Origin of the sequence: Mycobacterium sp. (assembly GCF_032159765.1) — a bacterium.
Classification (GTDB): domain Bacteria; phylum Actinomycetota; class Actinomycetes; order Mycobacteriales; family Mycobacteriaceae; genus Mycobacterium.
Genome location: NZ_JAVHWM010000130.1, coordinates 1 through 17,687, shown reverse-complemented (window position 1 = coordinate 17,687; position 17,687 = coordinate 1). Strand labels below are relative to the sequence as shown.

Genomic DNA, 17,687 nt, shown 5'->3' with positions numbered 1-17,687 from the left:
TTTCGCTATGGCCGCCGTCTGCGATATCTGCGGGAAGCGCCCGGGCTTCGGCAAGTCGGTGTCGCACTCGCACCGGCGGACCAGCCGACGCTGGGACCCGAACATCCAGACCGTCCGGACCGTAGCCCGGCCCGGCGGTAACAAGCAGCGCCTCAAGGTCTGCACCTCGTGCCTGAAGGCGGGCAAGGTCGCCCGCGGCTGAGAAACCCCTCAGGGCAAGCGCCAGTCCACCGGGTCGGCACCTTGATCGGCCAGAAACGCGTTGGCACGGCTGAACGGCCGGGATCCGAAGAACCCGCGCTGCGCTGACAGCGGAGACGGGTGCACGGACTCGATGGTCGCCACACCCGAACTTCCTTGTGTGAGCATTGGTTTCAGCGTCGCGGCATCGCGTCCCCACAGGATGGCCACTAGCGGCTGCTGACGTGCCGCGAGCGCCCGTATCGCACACTCGGTCACCGCTTCCCAGCCCTTGCCGCGGTGTGACGCCGGATTGCCCGGGCGTACCGTCAGCACCCTGTTGAGCAGCATCACGCCTTGCTGCGCCCAGGGCGTCAGATCGCCGGTCGCCGGTGCGGGATGGCCGAGATCGGAGGCGTACTCGGAGAAAATGTTGTCCAGGCTGCGTGGCAACGGTCTCACCTCGGGCGCTACCGAAAAGCTCAGTCCCACAGCGTGTCCCGGCGTCGGATACGGATCCTGGCCGACGATCAGCACGCGTACGTTCTCGAACGGAAACGTGAAGGCGCGCAGCACGTTCGAGCCCGCAGGGAGATAGTGTTGCCCCGCTGCGATCTCGGCACGCAGGAACTCCCCCATCGCTGTGACGTTGTCTGCGACCGGCTCCAGCGCATGTGCCCAGCCGTCGTCCACAAGTTCCTTTAGCGGGCGTGCCGTCACGACCGACAACCTACGCCAGCAGTGATGATGTCAGTCGAACGACTGCCAACCCCTGGAGCCCTTCGGTACAGCGCCGTCGACGAGCACCCGCGGCGGTCCGCCGACGACAGTGCCGATCACCCGCCATCCCTCGGGCACACGACCATCGAACGCCGCGACCAGACAGTGGTCCTCGCCGCCGCCCAGCACCCAGGTCCAGGCGTCCACACCCAGCGCCTCAGCCGCGGCCGCCAAGCCGTCGTGGTCGACGGCCAACGCCGTCGTCGACACATCGATACCGACACCGGATGCGTCGGCGATGTGGCGCAGGTCGGCGACGAGCCCGTCGGAGACGTCGGTCATCGCGATGGCGCCCGCATGTGCCGCAGCCACACCCTGACCGTACGGCGGCGTCGGCACCAAGTGAGAAGCACGCAGCTCGTCGAAGCCGTCGATGTTGCTGTCCCACAAGGCATATCCGGCCGCTGACCGTCCGAGTTGTCCACATGCTGCGATCTGCGACCCGGCCCGCGCACCACCGAGGGTGATCGGCGCGCGTCCCGCCAGATCGCCGAATGCGGTGATCCCGAGCACCCACTGGGGGCAGCTCACCAAGTCGCCGCCGACGATCTCGGCGCCGCCCGCGCTGGCGGCCTCCTCCCACATGCCGTCGGCGAGATCGTCGACCATCGACACCGGTGTGTCAGCGGGCGCGCCGAATGCGACCAGAAAGCCTATGGCAGTAGCTCCCATCGCCTCGATGTCGGCGGCATTCTGCGCGATGGCTTTTCGACCGACCTCACGCGGGGTCGACCAATCCAGGCGGAAATGCCGGTATTCGACGAGCATGTCGGTCGACACGACGATCCGGCCATCGGGTGCCGCCAGAACGGCTGCGTCGTCGCCGGGACCCACCAGCGCCCCGCTCGGGCGCCCGGCGAGGATGCGCTCGATAACGGCGAACTCCCCCAGATCCGACAATGTTGGCTTGTTCACTGCCGGTTCCTCAACCACCTGTCTGTCCTATGCGCCTGCGGTACCTTGACCTGTGCCGGCCGGATGCATCGGCCAGTGTATTGCGACGAGACGGCCTAGGAGACAGCACTGAAGGACGGTCCGCCGCGAGGGCTACTGATCGCCGCGATCGGTGTCGCCGTATCCGCTGTGCTGGCGGTCCTGGTGATCGCGTGGCTGGACAAGCGGGCAGAGTCGCCACCGAAGCGTCCACTCGTGGTGCCGGCGGTGCCCGTTCCCCAGGCCGACAGCGCCGAATGCGAGGCGCTGATGGCGGGGCTGCCGCAGAAGCTGGGCGATGACGAGCGGGCACAGATCCAAAACCCGGTGCCGCCGGGCACCGCGGCCTGGCGGAAGGGACCCGACGATCAGCCCATTCTTCTGCGCTGCGGCGTGGGGCAGCCCGCGGATTTCGTTGTCGGCGCCGCGCTGCGCGAGATCGGCGGCGTGCAATGGTTTTCGGTGGAAGAGCAGAACACTGGGCGCAGCACCTGGTTCGCCGTGGATCGGCCCGTGTATGTCGCGCTGACGCTGCCGAAAGGCATGGGCGGCACACCGCTGCAGCAGATCGCCGAAGTCGTCGCCGCCAAGCTGCCCGCGGTGCCGATCCGCCCCGGACCGCCGCGGTAGGAGCTCAGCGCAGACCCACTCCGCGAGCCAGCGCGGTCTCGACCATTGCGCTGACCAGCGTGGGGTAGTCGACGCCGCTGGCCGCCCACATGCGGGGGTACATGGAGATCGTCGTGAAGCCCGGCATCGTGTTGATCTCGTTGACCAGCGGACCCTCCTCGGTGAGGAAGAAGTCGACGCGCGCCAAGCCCTGGCAGTCGATGGCCCGAAATGCCCGGATGGCAAGTGCGCGAACCTCGTCGGCGACCTCGTCGTCGATCTTGGCCGGCACGTCGAGTTCGGCTCCCTCGTCGAGGTATTTCGTGGCGAAGTCATAGAAGACGTCCTCGCGACCGCCCACCCCATCGACCCGGATCTCCCCGACCGTGCTCGCAGACACCGATCCGTCGGGCAGTTCGAGCACACCGCATTCCAGCTCGCGCCCGCGGATTGCCTTTTCCACCAAGACTTTCGGATCGTGTCGCCGGGCTTCGGATATCGCGGCGGCCAGCTCGTCCCATGTCGCCACCCGGCTCACCCCGATCGACGACCCTGCCCGAGCGGGCTTGACGAACACCGGCAGCCCGAGGCGGTCGCGGTCCTCGTCGGTCAGCGAAGCCTGACCGGGTCGCAGCACCGCGTGGTCGCCCACCGGCAATCCGTCAGCGACCAGCAGCTTCTTGGTGAACTCCTTGTCCATGCCCGCGGCACTTGCCAGCACACCCGCCCCGACGTAGGGCACACCGGCCAACTCGAGCAAGCCCTGGATCGTGCCGTCCTCACCGTAGGGACCGTGCAGCACCGGAAAAGCCACGTCGACTGCCGCCAGCGCATGAGCCAGACCGCTCCTGAAGAACATCAGCTCACCGCGGCGCTGCGGGTCGGCCGGTAAGGCGAGCTCCATGCCCGGGGTGGCGGTCACGCGGGGCAACTCCCCGGCCCTGATCGCCAGGCGCTCGGGATCGGTGCCGGTCAGCACCCAGGAGCCCTCGGGGGTGATGCCTATCGGGACCACATCGAACCGCTCCGGGTCGAGGTTGCGCAGGATGCTGCCCGCCGACACGCAGGAGATCGCGTGTTCGCTGCTGCGGCCGCCGTAGATCACGGCGACGCGGACGCGAGGTGGCTTCACAAGCTAGAGAGGCTACCGGTCACTCCGGTTTGGTACTTCGCCCGAGCAGCAGCAACATCGCTTCCTGCACAGACAGCCCTTGATGGCACACCCGGTTGACCGCCTCCGTCAACGGCATCTCGACGTCGTAGCTGGACGCCAGCGCGAGCACTGATTGGCACGACGTCACGCCTTCGGCGACGTGGCCGGCGGCGGCTTCGAGTGCCGAGTCGATTGTGCCGCCGCGGCCCAGCCGTTCGCCGAACGTGCGATTGCGCGAATGCGGCGACGTGCAGGTGGCCACCAGATCTCCGACTCCCGCTAGGCCCGCCAGCGTGGCCGGCTTCGCCCCCAGCGCGATCCCCAGCCTCATGATCTCGGCGAGGCCGCGGGTGATGATGGCCGCTAACGTGTTCTCGCCGAGCCCAACTCCCACCGCCATACCGCAGGCAAGCGCGATCACGTTCTTGCATGCGCCGCCCACTTCGACACCGATCACATCAGCGTTGGTGTATGGCCGGAAATAGCCGGCGCTCAGCATCCGCTGCACCGCGACGGCGCGCCCCGAGTCCGAGCACGCGATCACGGTTGCGGCGGGTTGGCGCGCGACGATCTCGCTGGCGAGGTTCGGTCCTGAAAGGACCGCGACGCGGGCGGAGTCGACGCCGGTGACCTGGACGACTACTTGGCTCATCCGCATCAGCGTGTCGATCTCGATCCCTTTCGCGAGGCTGATCAGCGTCGCATCGCGATCGATGAGATCGGTCCACGCGGTGATGTTCGCGCGCATCACCTGCGACGGCACCGCGAATAGAACGGTCGTCACGCCGGTGAGCGCCTCGGCCGCATCGGAGGTGGCACGCACCTGCGACGGCAGCACGGTGTTGCCGGTGTAGCGGCGGTTGCGGTGATCGGCATTGATTTCGTCAGCGATCTCGGGTCGGCGGGCCCACAGAGTCACGGAGTTGCCTGCGTCAGCGAGCACCTGCGCGAGCGCGGTGCCCCACGACCCTGCTCCCATCACCGCCACGTCGGATGGTCGCTCGGACGAGCCTCGCTCCGTGTCTGACACGGGCTTCACCCTAGCCGCCGCGCTGCGGCTGGCAGGATGACAATCATGACCGGCGACGTGGGGCTGATCATCGCCGTCAAGCGGTTGGCCGCCGCCAAGACACGGCTGGCCCCCGTGTTCTCCGCGCCCACCCGAGAACGTGTGGTCCTTGCGATGCTCATCGACACCATGACTGCGGCGGCTAAAACGCCCGCCCTGCATAGCATCACCGTCGTCACGCCCGACGACGTCGCGGCCGAAGCCGCGCGTGCGCTGGGTGCCGACGTGCTCGCCGATCCCACTCCCGAAGACCACCCCGACCCGCTCAACCACGCGGTCGCGTCAGCCGAATCAGCGGTCGCTTCGGCACCGCAGGCGCCGCCGAATATCGTTGTCCTGCAAGGCGATTTGCCCGCGATGCAGACCCACGAGTTGACAGAGGCCATCGCCGCAGCACGCGCATACCCGCGCAGCTTCGTGGCCGACAGGCACGGCAGCGGGACAGTCGCGCTGTTCGCGTTCGGCGAGCGTGTGCAGCCCGCCTTCGGACCGGATTCGGCTCAGCGACATCGGCATTCAGGTGCCATTGAGTTGACGGGCCCGTGGCCGGGAATGCGATGCGACATAGACACTCCCGACGATCTGCGAGTAGCTCGCGCACTCGGAGTCGGCGCCGCGACCGCGCGGGTGGTGGCCCGAGGTGGGTGAACGGACATATATATCGCGTAAATATCGGTTGTCGTATTGGGTTTTCTGGGCACTAGCTAGCTTGGCGCGGGGCCGATGGGGAATGATCGACAAGGTGACCGAGACTGAAGCCGACATCACCGCGGGCGACACCACGTGGCCGTCTACGACGGACGGCACCGAATCGACCGGCGGCGATGCCACTCCGGAGGCGCCACCGGCCGCCACTGCGGAAGCGGTCATCGATGCGATGCCTGAGGACCGCTACCTCAATCGCGAATTGTCGTGGCTGGACTTCAACGCCAGGGTGCTGGCGCTGGCCGCCGATACCTCGTTGCCGCTACTTGAACGCGCGAAATTCCTCGCGATCTTCGCGTCGAATCTCGACGAGTTCTACATGGTTCGCGTCGCCGGCCTCAAACGCCGCGACGAGATGGGCTTGTCGGTCCGGTCCGCCGACGGTCTGACGCCACGCGAACAACTCCGTCGCATCGGCGAACGCACGCAGCAGATCGCCAGCAGGCACGCCAGGGTGTTCCTCGACTCGGTGCGGCCAGCGCTTGCCGACGAGCGCATCCTGATCGTCACGTGGGACGACCTTGACGACGACGAGCGCGCGAAGCTCTCGACGTATTTCCACGAGCAAGTCTTCCCGGTGCTGACGCCGCTCGCGGTCGACCCGGCCCACCCGTTCCCGTTCGTCAGCGGGTTGAGCCTGAATCTGGCGATCACGGTGAGGCAGCCCGAGGAAGGCGGCCTTCATTTCGCGCGTGTCAAGGTTCCGGACAATGTCGACCGGTTCGTAGAACTCGACGCACGTGAGGATCTCGACGGCGTCGTGCGATTTCTGCCGATGGAAATGCTGATCGCCGCGTTCCTGCCGGTGTTGTTCCCCGGATTGGAGATCGTCGAGCACCACGCTTTCCGCATTACCCGCAACGCCGACATGGAAGTCGACGAAGACCGCGACGAGGATCTGCTCCAGGCGCTTGAGCGCGAGCTTGCCCGGCGGCGATTCGGTTCTCCGGTGCGCCTGGAGATCTCCGACGACATGAGCGAGACCACGCTCGAATTGCTGTTGCGCGAACTCGACGTTGATCCCGGGGACGTCATCGAGGTGCCGGGATTGCTGGATCTGTCGTCGCTGTGGCAGGTCTACGGCGTAGATCGGCCGGACTTGAAAGACCCGCCGTTCGTGCCGGCGACGCATCCCGCGTTCGGCGAGCGCGAGACACCCAAGAGCATCTTCGCCACTCTGCGCGACGGCGATGTGCTGGTGCACCATCCCTACGACTCGTTCTCGACCAGCGTGCAGCGCTTTATCGAGCAGGCCGCCGCCGACCCAAATGTGTTGGCGATCAAGCAGACTCTGTATCGCACCTCCGGCGACTCGCCGATCGTCAACGCGCTGATCGACGCCGCGGAGGCCGGCAAGCAAGTGGTCGCGCTGGTCGAACTGAAGGCGCGATTCGATGAGCAGGCAAACATCAAGTGGGCCCGCGCTCTGGAACAGGCGGGTGTGCACGTCGTGTACGGGCTGATCGGCCTGAAGACCCACTGCAAGACATGTCTGGTGGTGCGCCGCGAGGGCTCAGCGATCCGCCGCTATTGCCACGTCGGCACCGGCAACTACAACCCGAAAACCGCTCGTCTGTATGAAGATGTCGGCCTACTGACCGCCGACCCTGACATCGGCGCCGACCTCACCGACCTCTTCAACTCCCTGACCGGCTACTCGCGCAAAGACGATTACCGCAACCTGCTTGTGGCACCGCACGGTGTCCGGCGGGGAATCATCGAACGCATCGATCGCGAGATCGAGGCCACCCGCCAGGGTGCCGACGGGCGCATCCGGCTGAAGGCCAACGCGCTCGTCGACGAACAGGTGATCGACGCGCTCTACCGCGCCTCGCAGGCCGGAGTGCGGGTGGAGGTGGTGGTCCGGGGCATCTGCGCGTTGCGGCCCGGCGTCGAGGGCTATTCGGAGAACATCACGGTGCGTTCGATTCTCGGCCGCTTTCTCGAGCATTCGCGAATCATCCATTTCCACGCGATCAACGAGTTCTGGATCGGCAGCGCTGACATGATGCACCGCAACCTCGACCGGCGCGTCGAGGTGATGGCCCAAGTCAAAGATCCGAAATTGACCGCCCAGCTCAACGACATCTTCGTGTCGGCGCTGGATCCGTCCACTCGCTGTTGGGAACTCGGCGAGGACGCCGCGTGGACGGCCGCCCCGCAGGCAGGCCATACAGTCCGCGACCACCAGGTGTCGCTGATGGAGCGGCATCGGCAGCCCTGATGGCCAAACCCATCCTCGCCGCCGGCGGTGCGCTATGGCGCCAGACCGACGGCCCGGAGATCGCGGTCGCGATCATTCACCGTCCGCGGTATGACGACTGGTCGCTACCGAAAGGCAAAGTCGATCCCAGCGAGACGGAACCAGCCGCCGCGGTACGCGAGATCTTCGAGGAGACGGGCTGTCGCGCGCATCTGGGCCGCGCGCTCGCCACAGCGCACTATCGCGTGGAGGAGGGCCCCAAACGGGTGCGTTACTGGGCGGCGCGATCCCTCGGCGGCGACTTCACCCCCAACCACGAGGTCGATCAAATCGTGTGGTTGCCGGTCACCGACGCGATCGACAAGCTGTCCTACGCGCACGAACGGAAGGTGCTGCGGCGGTTCGCAAGTCTGCCCGCCGCCACGCAGACGGTGCTGATCGTCCGCCACGGCACCGCGGGCAGGAAGAAGCGCTATAAAGGCGACGACCGAAATCGACCTCTGGACAAGCACGGTATAGCCCAGGCAGAACTCCTGGTCGGCCAGTTGATGGCTTTCGGGCCCACCACGCTGTACGCCGCCGATCGGCTGAGGTGCGCCCAGACGATCGAACCTCTTGCCGACGAGCTTCGCCTGTCCATCGCGGCCGAGCCGTTGCTGACCGAAGAGGCGTACTGGGACAACCGCAAGAAGGCGCGTCAGCGAGTGATGGCGATCGCCAAAGACCCCGGCGTTCCGGTGATTAGCACCCAGGGCAAGGTGATCCCTGACCTGATCCAGTGGTGGAGTGAGCGCGAAAAGGTGCGGCCCGCCAAGTCGCGTAACGGCAAGGGCAGCACATGGGTGCTGTCGCTGCACGACGGAAAGCTGATCGCAGCGGACCACATCGCCAGTCCACTGCCGCCGGAATAACCGGCCCCCACAACGATCTCACCGCCGCGGGCCAATTGACCCACGGCGGTGAGATGTCGGCGTGCTTACCTGCGGCCGCGCTTGGCGGGCGCCTTGCGGGCGGGCGCCTTCTTCGCGGTCGACTTCTTGGCGGGAGCCTTCTTGGCGGCCGACTTCTTCACGGCCTTCTTGGCCGCTGTCTTCTTGGCCGCTGTCTTCTTGGCCGGTGCCTTCTTCGCGGTCTTCTTGGCCGCTGTCTTCTTAGCCGGCGCCTTCTTGGCCGGTGCCTTCTTCACGGCCTTCTTCACGGCCTTCTTCACCGCGGCGCGCTTGACAGCCTTCTTGGCGGCTTTGCGAACCGTAGCTTTGCGGGCCGTGCCTGAACCTGATCCTCGTTTCACCGCGGGTCCTTCCGACGGAAGGCGCTGTGCGCCAGACACAACGGCCTTGAACTGAGCGCCCGGCCGAAATGCGGGCACGGATGTCGGCTTCACTTTCACTGTTTCGCCGGTGCGCGGATTACGCGCGACGCGAGCGGCGCGGCGGCGCTGCTCGAAAACTCCAAAGCCGGTGATCGTCACGCTTTCGCCCTTGTGCACCGCGCGCACGATGGTGTCGACAACGTTCTCAACCGCTGCCGTAGCCTGTCGACGATCAGTCTGCAATTTCTTCGTGAGTTCGTCGATGAGCTCTGCCTTGTTCATTCAAATCCTCCGAGCCGGTGGTCCTCTCTGGACCGACTAGAGGACACGGTAAACCCTCCACGTGCTGATTTCCAAGAGCCACGCGCAATTTCACTCAAATTCGGCAAACATTTCGGCAATCTGATTGTCGCCCTTGGGCGGTGGCAGGCGGGTGCCGAAACGGGTCTGCAAACCCCGCATTTCGGTGATCTTGATCCGTCAGACAGCGGGCAAGGTGCTCGGTTTCCACTCCGGCCTGGCTGCTTCGAAATCCTCGATCTGATCGAGTTTCCGCAGCGTGAGGCCTATATCGTCGAGTCCTTCGAGCAGTCGCCAGGCGGTGTAGTCGTCAATCGCGAACGGCACCACCACTGTTCCCGCCGACACCGTCCGATCTTGAAGATTGACAGTGATTTCCAGTCCTGGACTCTGCTCAAGCAGCTTCCACAGCAGTTCCACATCGGTTTGTGCGACTTCGGCAGCGAGAAGCCCCGACTTGCCCGAATTGCCGCGGAAGATGTCGGCGAAACGGGACGAGATGACCACCCGGAAGCCATAGTCCATCAACGCCCAGACCGCGTGCTCCCGCGACGACCCCGTTCCGAAATCAGGCCCGGCGACCAACACCGAACCTCGGTCGAAAGGCGGGAGATTCAGAATGAAATGGGGATCCGACCGCCACGCGGCGAACAGGCCGTCGTCGAATCCCGTTCGAGTAACCCGCTTCAGATAGACGGCGGGGATGATTTGATCCGTGTCGACATTCGACCGCCGCAGCGGCACGCCGATCCCGGTGTGTGTACGGAATGCTTCCATTGTCGACTCTCCTATTTCAGATCCACAGGGGCTGACAATGTGCCGCGCACCGCGGTCGCCGCCGCTACCGCGGGCGAGACGAGATGTGTCCGGGCGCCTTTGCCCTGCCGGCCCTCGAAATTGCGGTTGGAGGTCGAGGCGCACCTCTGCCCGGGCGACAGCTGATCTGGGTTCATGCCCAGGCACATCGAGCAGCCCGCCTGACGCCACTGCGCGCCGGCTGCCGTGAAAATCTCGCCCAGCCCTTCGGATTCAGCTTGTGCGCGCACCCGCATCGATCCGGGCACGATCATCATCCGAACCCCGGGCGCGACCGTGCGGCCGCGCAGCACCTCGGCAACTACCCGAAGGTCTTCGATGCGCCCGTTGGTGCACGAGCCTACGAATACGTTGTCGACGCTGATGTCACGCATCGGGGTGCCAGGGCGAAGGTCCATGTAGGTCAACGCCTTTTCCGCATCGTGGCGCTTCCCCTCGTCGACGATCAGCTCCGGGTCTGGCACGGACTCTGACAACGGCACGCCCTGCCCCGGATTCGTTCCCCACGTGACGAACGGACTCAGTGAGGCGGCGTCGATGTACACCTCGGTGTCGAATTCCGCGCCGTCGTCGGTGCGCAACCCGTCCCATTCGGCGACCGCGATCTCCCACTGGGCGCCCGAGGGCGCATGCGGGCGGCCACGGAGGTATTCATAGGTCGTCTCGTCGGGAGCGACCATGCCTGCCCGCGCGCCCGCCTCGATGCTCATGTTGCAGATCGTCATGCGGCCTTCCATCGACAGCGATTCGATGGCGCTGCCGCGGTATTCGATGACATGACCCTGTCCCCCGGCCGTGCCTATCTTCGCTATCACGGCCAGGATGATGTCCTTGGAGGTCACGCCGGGCGGCGGCACGCCGTCGACGTTCACGGCCATTGTCTTGAAGGGCCGTAACGACAACGCCTGCGTCGCCAAGACGTGTTCGACCTCCGAGGTGCCGATTCCGAACGCGAGTGCGCCGAACGCGCCGTGGGTGGACGTGTGGCTGTCGCCGCAGACGATCGTCATACCTGGATGCGTGAGGCCCAGCTGAGGCCCGATCACATGGACGATGCCCTGCTCGGCATCTCCCATCGGGTGTAACCGGATTCCGAACTCCGCGCAGTTGCGGCGCAACGTCTCCACTTGGATGCGAGACACCGGATCGGCGATCGGCTTGTCGATGTCGACCGTCGGCACATTGTGGTCCTCGGTAGCGATGGTCAGATCGGGCCGCCGGACGCCACGCCCGGCGAGTCGGAGCCCGTCGAACGCCTGCGGGCTGGTGACCTCGTGAATGAAATGCAGATCGATGTAGATCAGATCGGGTTCGCGTGACGCCTCGTCACCGCGGGCCACCACGTGGGACGCCCACACCTTTTCCGCCATGGTGCGAGGACGATCACTTCCGCTCATCGGTTCCTTCTGCTCTTCGCGCAAGCGGCTCATCGCTAGCCTCTCACATTCTGGGACGTTAGTATCTCGATATGAGACAGGATAGCGGCATCGGCGTGCTGGACAAAGCGGTGGGCGTACTGCACAGCGTCGCCGAGTCCCCGTGTGGGCTGGCCGAGTTGTGTGACCGCACCGGCCTTCCGCGCGCGACGGCACACCGGCTGGCGTCGGGCCTTGAGACGCACCGGCTGCTTGCCCGTGACGCACAGGGCCGCTGGCGCCTAGGGCCGGCACTCAGCGAACTGGCCCGGCAGGTGAACGACCCACTGCTGGCCGCGGGCGCGGCCGTGCTGCCCCGGCTGCGCGAGATCACAGGTGAGAGCGTGCAGCTCTACCGGCGGGAGGGCACCACGCGCGTGTGCGTCGCCGCGATGGAGCCGCCTGCAGGACTTCGCGATACGGTTCCGGTAGGCACGCGGCTACCGATGTCGGCGGGCTCCGGCGCCAAGGTGCTGCTGGCCTATAGCGATGCGGCGACACAGCAGGCCGTCCTGCCGATCGCGACATTCACAGAACGGACGCTGACCGAGGTGCGACGGCGCGGCTGGGCGCAGAGCGCAGCGGAACGCGAACCGGGCGTCGCCAGCGTCTCCGCACCCGTGCGCGACAGCGGCGGCACCGTGATCGCGGCCATCTCGGTGTCCGGCCCCATCGACCGGATGGGCCGCCGTCCCGGCGCGCGCTGGGCCGCAGATCTCCTGGCCGCGTCGGAGGCACTTACCCGCGGGCTCTGAGCGCCTGAGACACTGACCTCATGGGCAGCAAGCAGCGCGCGCAGATTGTCATGTCGCAGGCCGAGATCGACGACTTCGTGACCTCCAGCCGCGGCGGCACACTGGCTACCATCGGTCGTGACGGACAGCCACACCTCACCGCGATGTGGTACGCGGTCGTCGACGGCGAGATCTGGTTCGAGACGAAAGCGAAGTCGCAGAAGGCAGTCAACCTTGGCCGCGACCCGCGCATCACGTTCCTCCTCGAGGACGGCGACACGTACGACACACTGCGTGGAGTGTCGTTCGAGGGGACGGCCGAGATCGTCGACGATGCCGACGCCGTCTTCCGCGTCGGAGTAAGCGTGTGGGAGCGCTATACCGGGCCGTACACCGAAGAGGCCAAGCCCGCGGTCGACATGATGATGAACAATCGCATCGCGGTTCGCCTGGTGGTCAACCGGACCCGATCCTGGGACCACCGCAAGCTCGGGATGCCACCGATGCCGCTGGCCGGCACGACGGCGCCCACGACCTGACGCAACCGCTCGGTCGTCAGTTCCGCTTGCTCGGAGAGTCGCCGTTCGGCTGTGTGGGCTCAGGTACCGGCGCCTTTGCCGGTTCTTCATCAGGTTCGTCCGCTGGCTTTGTGCTGGCGCGTTTGCGCGGCCGCCGACGCCGCGTCGTCGTCTTCTTCCTCGTCAGCCCGAACCACCTGGGCTTCTGCAAGAGCCCAGCGGCCAGCACCGCGACGATGATGGCGGCGACGGCGACAATGATCCACAACCACGGGAACGATCGCTCTTGCAGCGCGGGATGCGCCACCGAAACACCGTTCTTCTGCAACAGAAGTCGCAACATCTCGACGTCGGTGACGAAATTGAACCCGGGTTCGGTCGCACCGAAGAGCCCAGCCACGCTTTCCGCGGCGAGCCCGAATGAATTCACCCCGACGACTCGGCCGTTCTCGTCGACGGTCGGGCCACCGCTCATCCCCGGAGACACGTCTGCGCTGATCTCCAGAGTCGGTATCCCGCTGTCTTGAACCTGATGGCTGGACACCGTGCCGGACTTGTAACTCGCCTGTTGCAAACGCTTCGGGTCCACGAGCGGCTCAACGATGCCGGGGAAACCCACCGACGTGATCGGTTGACCGACCTCGGGTGTGGTCTCCGCTATCTCCAGGGGTTTCAGACCCTGAAAACCCGAAACCTTCAGCAGCGCATTGTCACCCGCGTCGAAGTTTTGGTAGTCCACGACCTGCGCGGCGACGAATTTCTCGATCTGGCGGTTGGGTCGTTCCGGCTGCACGATGTCGACCTTGCGACCGACGTCGCTCTCTGGTGCCGGGCCCTGGACCGGCCATTGTTCCTCAGCCGCCACGTCTGCCATGTCGCTGACGGACGGATGCCCCGCTACGAGCAGGTTGGCGTCGGACAGCGTCTTCAACGCGACGTGACGCAGGTAATCCTTGATCTCCTGACGAATCTGCACGCAGTGGCCCGCGGTGCCGATGTATCCCCGCGGGTCGACGATGAATCCCGTGCAGGAGCCGTGGATTTCCGCCAGCGGCGACCACGTTTCCTCCCCGCTCTTCATGTATTTGGCCGGAATACGCACCGTGCCTGCGAAGGTCATTTGCATGTAGACGAGGGAATCGTTGACCTGCGCGAAGACTTTCGGTGGGTCGGCAGCCACACGCGGCTGTGGCATCGCCAAGGACATGCATGCCGCCAGCGCGGCCATCACAGTGATTGCTCGCTTGATCATCAGTCCCCCTAGACGGGTAGTCCGGCGACGTATCTGGCGCGACTATATAGTTGCCGACGCCGGACCACAGCAATTCTGATTTTCTTCTCGCCCAGCGCCCTTCACCCTTGGTCGGGGCCGGTGTAACGTGCAGAAAGCAACCACTTCTTGCCACCCTTGTTTTCACACGGGGCGATCGCGTTGTCGATCGCGTCTTCTCTGTCGGTCGCGTGGTTTGCCCATCCGTACACCTTGTCGGCAGGCGAATACGCGATTCCTCCGGTATTGCCGTTCGCCGCGTTGGCCGGCGAAGCGAAGAGAACCGCTCCGCCCGCAAACGCGATCACGCTGGCCAGCATCATCGATCTCGTCACCATGGCACTGCTTGTGAACGAGGCGCCGGCGGCGCCGTCTCATGGGTGCTCACAGGCCAATTTATGCAAGCTCACAGGAAGGTGTATTGGTGAAAGACGGTGTTTGTCAGCAGTTTTCGGAGTTGACGACCTGGACGTCGTTGCGATCGACTTTGCGGCGCCGCCGTCGCGCACGGATTAGCTTGTCCGGCAGGTGCTTCACCGTCTCGGGCGAGATCCAGGCAAGGTACATCACAAATATTGCATAGCTGAATATGCCGATCTGGATATGCACGTCGATCATCACGTGCATCAGGACGCCGGCCGATAGCACCCACGGCCGACACCGCGGCCACCACACCAAGATCCCGACCGCCAACTCAATCGCCATCGCGCCCCACGTCATCGCGTTCATCGCCAACGCGTTCGTGACGAACCAGTGCGGTAGCGGCACTCGTTGCATGTCTTCGATCCGCAACGCGTAAGACACGGCGGTGCCGTTCGTCCACGTTTCGCCTGCGAACTTCGTGCGCGCCGCAGAGAGGTAGGTCAGCGAGAGTTGAATTTGAAAGAGGCGAATCGGCCAGTTCGGTCTCGTCTGCGCCGACCAGAACCTTCCCGTTCTGCGCCTCTGGTCGAGCGACAACGCTGCCCCGCAAGGCGATATGGCGAGGAAGAGCGCCTCGATCCTCATCAGAACGTCCCCGCCGTTGAATGTCCACGAAGCCCGTCGCTCGAATGACAAGATCAGGACGCAGACGACGACGGCGGCAAGCCTGCTGTGCCAGCCGACCATCAGTGCGAAAGCCGCCAAGAGCAAAACGATTATCCCGATCAGCATGGCCGCGTTGGTATTCCAGATCTGGAAGATTCCCCACGTGTGCGCGTCCGACGGCTGCGTGGGGGTCACGCCGTGGGCGTCCAGCAACCCGTTGCGCATCGGCAGGAGCCACAGTGCCCACAGCAGCGCGACTGCACCGAAGGCGATTCGCACCAGACCGAGCGGGTACATCGCTTGCGGCTCAAACCAAAACAACCGCCACGCGCGCCCGACCGCCGACAGCCTTCGACGAACCGGACGCGCGAATTTCCTCATCGGTTCTGCGTCAGATTTTCGCTGTAGAGCGTTTGCACGCCTGTCTGCCCGGGTGCGCTCACGCCGGGCGGCGGAATGCCCTCTGTGCGCAGAAGCATGTCGACATGGACAGGGCGATCACCGGGGCCGGTCAGTTCACGGACGACCCAATGGACGAAATCCGGCCGGATCGATTCCTCGAGCAGCAGGCTCTCCTTGTATTTGCGCCACCGGTGCGTGAACGCAATACCGAACACCGGATTGAGACGAGGAAGCGTCCACACCCGCTCGGTGCCGTCGGCCATCGCGATGTGCACTTCGACGTCTTCCTGCCGGCGTGGCGGGTCGGGCGCATACATCGACCAATTCTGATCAAGCCCCACGGGCAGCGCGATCGGGTAAATCACGGGCGACATGGTTCGTTTGATCGCAGATTCCGGCAAGTTGCACACCACGCCGATGGCCAGAATGACTATGACCATCGCGCTGATCGCGATCTCACGGAGCCGTGAGAGATCGCGAGCCTGAACTCTGTGCTTGACGGCCCGCCAGGTGGCGGTCATTGCCCCCGTCGGGCGTGTTTCCGGCATTTTATCTACCTGCGGCCGTCGTGTGAGAGCAAACGCAACCCTAGGTTAGGGGAAACGCCTCATATCTTGACAATCCGTTGTTTGATGGACTCATAGCGTCGGGGCAGCCGTCACGTTGGGAGGACGCGACCATGCACCTTGCGAGCCATGAGATGCTATCGGCACGCACGGCGATGATGGCAGCCGCGATCGGTCTACTCACACTCGCGCCGAGGCTTCACCCGATAGGCAGCGAGGATCTTATCGAAGGAAAGAGCCAATGACAGATCGACCGAGGCCACAAGATCAGCCTGGCGATAGGCAAGACGGCAATCCCGAGGATCCGACCCAACTTGGCTATGTGCAGGATTCTGCGGACCAGACAATGCAAGCAGCTGCTGCGGACATGACGTCACGGGTGGACGCATCTGACTTTGCCACCGGGCAGGGCGAGTCGTTGGCGTGGTCCCAGGAAGACTCGGCGTCCGGTGGAGAACCGGTCCCGTACACAGGCGGGGAGTATGCCCCCTATACGGGAGAGCAGCCGACCCAGTATCTCGGGGGCGAGCAGCCTACCCAGTACTTAGGTGGTGCCGACAACTGGGGCAACGCACCAGCGCCCAAACCCTGGTATCGAGGAACACCTATATATCTCGTAGCTGCTGGGGTCGTTGCGGTGGCACTGGCCGGCGGCGGACTCGCCTATTCGCTGACCGGCACCAGCCAGAAGACTGGTCCCGCGCCATCCAAGCCGGCGTCAACGGCGGCGCCGGTTCCACCCAATGGCACGACCGGCAACACGACCACCGGCGACACGACCACCACGGGTGACACGACAGCACCCACCACCGGCGATGCCACTACGGGTGACGTCACTTCGGGTAGCGGAACCGGCAGCGGAACGGGTAGCGGGACTGGCAGCGGAACGGGTAGCGGCACCGGCAGCGGAACGGGTAGCGGCACCGGCAGCGGAACGGGCAGCGGAACGGGCAGCGGCACCGGCGGCACCACCTCCGCCGGCACGACGAACGCAGGCACGACGAACACCGCAACCACCAATCAAGGCACCACCAACACCGCAACCACCAACCAGGGCACCACCAACACCGCAACCACCAACCAGGGCACCACCAACACCGGCACCGGCACCACCAGCGCCGGCACCACCAACACCGCAACCACCAACCAGGGCACCACCAACGCCGGCACCGGCACCACCAGCGCCGGCACCACCAACAGCGGCACCACCAACGCGGGGACGGGTGCGAAGAAGCCTTGCGAGGCCACGGGGACGTGCACGAGTGGCTAAGCGGCGCTTGGTTCTCGCCGTATGAGATTCGGGAGATCGAAAGCCGGAATTTGTAGCCCCGATGGGATTCGAACCCACGCTACCGCCGTGAGAGGGCGGCGTCCTAGGCCGCTAGACGACGGGGCCATGAAACAATCCGGCTTGCCAGCATAGCCCACCCCGAAGGGCGGACCATAATCTGCGCCGATGAGCGCTTGCGCGAAGAGCAATAAGCCTTTTGAGCTGGGGTACCAGGACTCGAACCTAGAATGGCTGAACCAGAATCAGCTGTGTTGCCAATTACACCATACCCCATTGGCGGCCATAACCGCTGGTCAGAGCCGTTAGAGCGCTGCCACCGGGATTAGCGGGCCGACGTGCAGACTACCAAAGATATGGCATGGGCCTCTCACGCCTCGTGGCTGGTGAGGCCACGGGCGTCGC

19 protein-coding genes and 2 tRNA genes are annotated in these 17,687 nt (G+C 65.1%); 8 read left to right on the top strand and 13 right to left on the bottom strand.

The window, feature by feature from the left end:
- Window positions 1-7 precede the first annotated feature (7 nt).
- Window positions 8-202 carry a 50S ribosomal protein L28 gene (gene rpmB / locus QOH60_RS14300; protein WP_526421373.1) on the top strand — a complete coding sequence of 65 codons (195 nt, stop codon included), beginning with the start codon at window positions 8-10 and terminating at the stop codon, window positions 200-202.
- 8 nt (window positions 203-210) lie between these two features.
- Here the strand turns inward: rpmB and QOH60_RS14295 are convergent, their stop codons facing one another.
- Together QOH60_RS14295 and QOH60_RS14290 are read right to left on the bottom strand one after the other, a co-directional pair.
- Window positions 211-900, bottom strand: coding sequence for a uracil-DNA glycosylase (locus QOH60_RS14295; RefSeq protein WP_526421371.1), 690 nt, complete (start codon window positions 898-900; stop codon window positions 211-213).
- Window positions 901-930: 30 nt separating this feature from the next.
- Window positions 931-1,893 (bottom strand): thiamine-phosphate kinase, encoded by a 963-nt coding sequence (locus QOH60_RS14290; RefSeq protein WP_526421369.1) that lies wholly within the window; start codon window positions 1,891-1,893, stop codon window positions 931-933.
- Between the two features lie 90 nt (window positions 1,894-1,983).
- Between QOH60_RS14290 and QOH60_RS14285 the strand changes: the two genes are divergently transcribed.
- On the top strand, window positions 1,984-2,523 hold the full coding sequence (locus QOH60_RS14285; RefSeq protein WP_526421499.1) for a DUF3515 family protein: 540 nt from the start codon (window positions 1,984-1,986) through the stop codon (window positions 2,521-2,523).
- A 4-nt stretch (window positions 2,524-2,527) separates the two neighbouring features.
- Here the strand turns inward: QOH60_RS14285 and QOH60_RS14280 are convergent, their stop codons facing one another.
- Both QOH60_RS14280 and QOH60_RS14275 read right to left on the bottom strand, forming a co-directional pair.
- Window positions 2,528-3,634 (bottom strand): D-alanine--D-alanine ligase family protein, encoded by a 1,107-nt coding sequence (locus QOH60_RS14280; protein ID WP_526421367.1) that lies wholly within the window; start codon window positions 3,632-3,634, stop codon window positions 2,528-2,530.
- Between the two features lie 19 nt (window positions 3,635-3,653).
- Window positions 3,654-4,634, bottom strand: coding sequence for an NAD(P)H-dependent glycerol-3-phosphate dehydrogenase (locus QOH60_RS14275; protein ID WP_526421497.1), 981 nt, complete (start codon window positions 4,632-4,634; stop codon window positions 3,654-3,656).
- A 96-nt stretch (window positions 4,635-4,730) separates the two neighbouring features.
- On the opposite strand from QOH60_RS14275, the gene cofC reads away from it, so the two are divergent.
- From cofC to mutT1, 3 genes are all read left to right on the top strand, one after another.
- A complete protein-coding gene (gene cofC / locus QOH60_RS14270) occupies window positions 4,731-5,372 on the top strand; it encodes a 2-phospho-L-lactate guanylyltransferase (RefSeq protein WP_526421365.1) in 642 nt (213 codons plus the stop codon).
- An 82-nt stretch (window positions 5,373-5,454) separates the two neighbouring features.
- Window positions 5,455-7,653 carry an RNA degradosome polyphosphate kinase gene (locus QOH60_RS14265; RefSeq protein ID WP_526421363.1) on the top strand — a complete coding sequence of 733 codons (2,199 nt, stop codon included), beginning with the start codon at window positions 5,455-5,457 and terminating at the stop codon, window positions 7,651-7,653.
- Window positions 7,653-8,543, top strand: coding sequence for an 8-oxo-(d)GTP phosphatase MutT1 (gene mutT1, locus QOH60_RS14260; RefSeq protein WP_526421361.1), 891 nt, complete (start codon window positions 7,653-7,655; stop codon window positions 8,541-8,543). The genes QOH60_RS14265 and mutT1 overlap by 1 nt, the downstream gene beginning before the upstream one ends.
- A 65-nt stretch (window positions 8,544-8,608) precedes the next feature.
- Here mutT1 and QOH60_RS14255 read toward each other — a convergent pair whose 3' ends face one another.
- From QOH60_RS14255 to leuC, 3 genes are all read right to left on the bottom strand, one after another.
- Window positions 8,609-9,226, bottom strand: a complete 618-nt coding sequence (locus QOH60_RS14255; RefSeq protein ID WP_526421359.1) for an HU family DNA-binding protein — start codon at window positions 9,224-9,226, stop codon at window positions 8,609-8,611.
- Between the two features lie 198 nt (window positions 9,227-9,424).
- Complete coding sequence (leuD, locus tag QOH60_RS14250) at window positions 9,425-10,021, bottom strand: 3-isopropylmalate dehydratase small subunit (protein ID WP_526421357.1); 597 nt, start codon at window positions 10,019-10,021, stop codon at window positions 9,425-9,427.
- 11 nt (window positions 10,022-10,032) lie between these two features.
- The gene (gene leuC / locus QOH60_RS14245; RefSeq protein ID WP_526421495.1) at window positions 10,033-11,457 is read right to left on the bottom strand and encodes a 3-isopropylmalate dehydratase large subunit; all 1,425 of its coding nucleotides are present in this window, start codon (window positions 11,455-11,457) and stop codon (window positions 10,033-10,035) included.
- A gap of 71 nt (window positions 11,458-11,528) precedes the next feature.
- On the opposite strand from leuC, the gene QOH60_RS14240 reads away from it, so the two are divergent.
- Window positions 11,529-12,230, top strand: coding sequence for an IclR family transcriptional regulator (locus tag QOH60_RS14240; protein ID WP_526421355.1), 702 nt, complete (start codon window positions 11,529-11,531; stop codon window positions 12,228-12,230).
- A 20-nt stretch (window positions 12,231-12,250) separates the two neighbouring features.
- Window positions 12,251-12,748 carry a PPOX class F420-dependent oxidoreductase gene (locus QOH60_RS14235; protein WP_526421353.1) on the top strand — a complete coding sequence of 166 codons (498 nt, stop codon included), beginning with the start codon at window positions 12,251-12,253 and terminating at the stop codon, window positions 12,746-12,748.
- A gap of 16 nt (window positions 12,749-12,764) precedes the next feature.
- On the opposite strand, the gene QOH60_RS14230 is transcribed toward QOH60_RS14235, so the two are convergent.
- The 4 genes from QOH60_RS14230 to QOH60_RS14215 all read right to left on the bottom strand — a co-directional run bounded on the left by QOH60_RS14230 (window position 12,765) and on the right by QOH60_RS14215 (window position 15,976).
- The gene (locus tag QOH60_RS14230; protein WP_526421351.1) at window positions 12,765-13,979 is read right to left on the bottom strand and encodes a trypsin-like peptidase domain-containing protein; all 1,215 of its coding nucleotides are present in this window, start codon (window positions 13,977-13,979) and stop codon (window positions 12,765-12,767) included.
- Window positions 13,980-14,080: 101 nt separating this feature from the next.
- The gene (locus QOH60_RS14225) at window positions 14,081-14,335 is read right to left on the bottom strand and encodes a hypothetical protein (RefSeq protein ID WP_526421349.1); all 255 of its coding nucleotides are present in this window, start codon (window positions 14,333-14,335) and stop codon (window positions 14,081-14,083) included.
- Window positions 14,336-14,438: 103 nt separating this feature from the next.
- On the bottom strand, window positions 14,439-15,407 hold the full coding sequence (locus QOH60_RS14220; RefSeq protein WP_526421347.1) for an HTTM domain-containing protein: 969 nt from the start codon (window positions 15,405-15,407) through the stop codon (window positions 14,439-14,441).
- Entirely contained in the window at window positions 15,404-15,976 is a 573-nt protein-coding gene (locus QOH60_RS14215) for a hypothetical protein (protein ID WP_526421345.1), read from the bottom strand. The genes QOH60_RS14220 and QOH60_RS14215 overlap by 4 nt, the downstream gene beginning before the upstream one ends.
- Before the next feature lie 259 nt (window positions 15,977-16,235).
- Between QOH60_RS14215 and QOH60_RS14210 the strand changes: the two genes are divergently transcribed.
- The gene (locus tag QOH60_RS14210) at window positions 16,236-17,264 is read left to right on the top strand and encodes a hypothetical protein (RefSeq protein WP_526421343.1); all 1,029 of its coding nucleotides are present in this window, start codon (window positions 16,236-16,238) and stop codon (window positions 17,262-17,264) included.
- A 53-nt stretch (window positions 17,265-17,317) separates the two neighbouring features.
- On the opposite strand, the gene QOH60_RS14205 is transcribed toward QOH60_RS14210, so the two are convergent.
- A tRNA-Glu gene (locus tag QOH60_RS14205) sits at window positions 17,318-17,390 on the bottom strand.
- A gap of 96 nt (window positions 17,391-17,486) precedes the next feature.
- Window positions 17,487-17,558: transfer RNA gene (locus tag QOH60_RS14200), tRNA-Gln, on the bottom strand.
- Window positions 17,559-17,687: the final 129 nt, after the last annotated feature.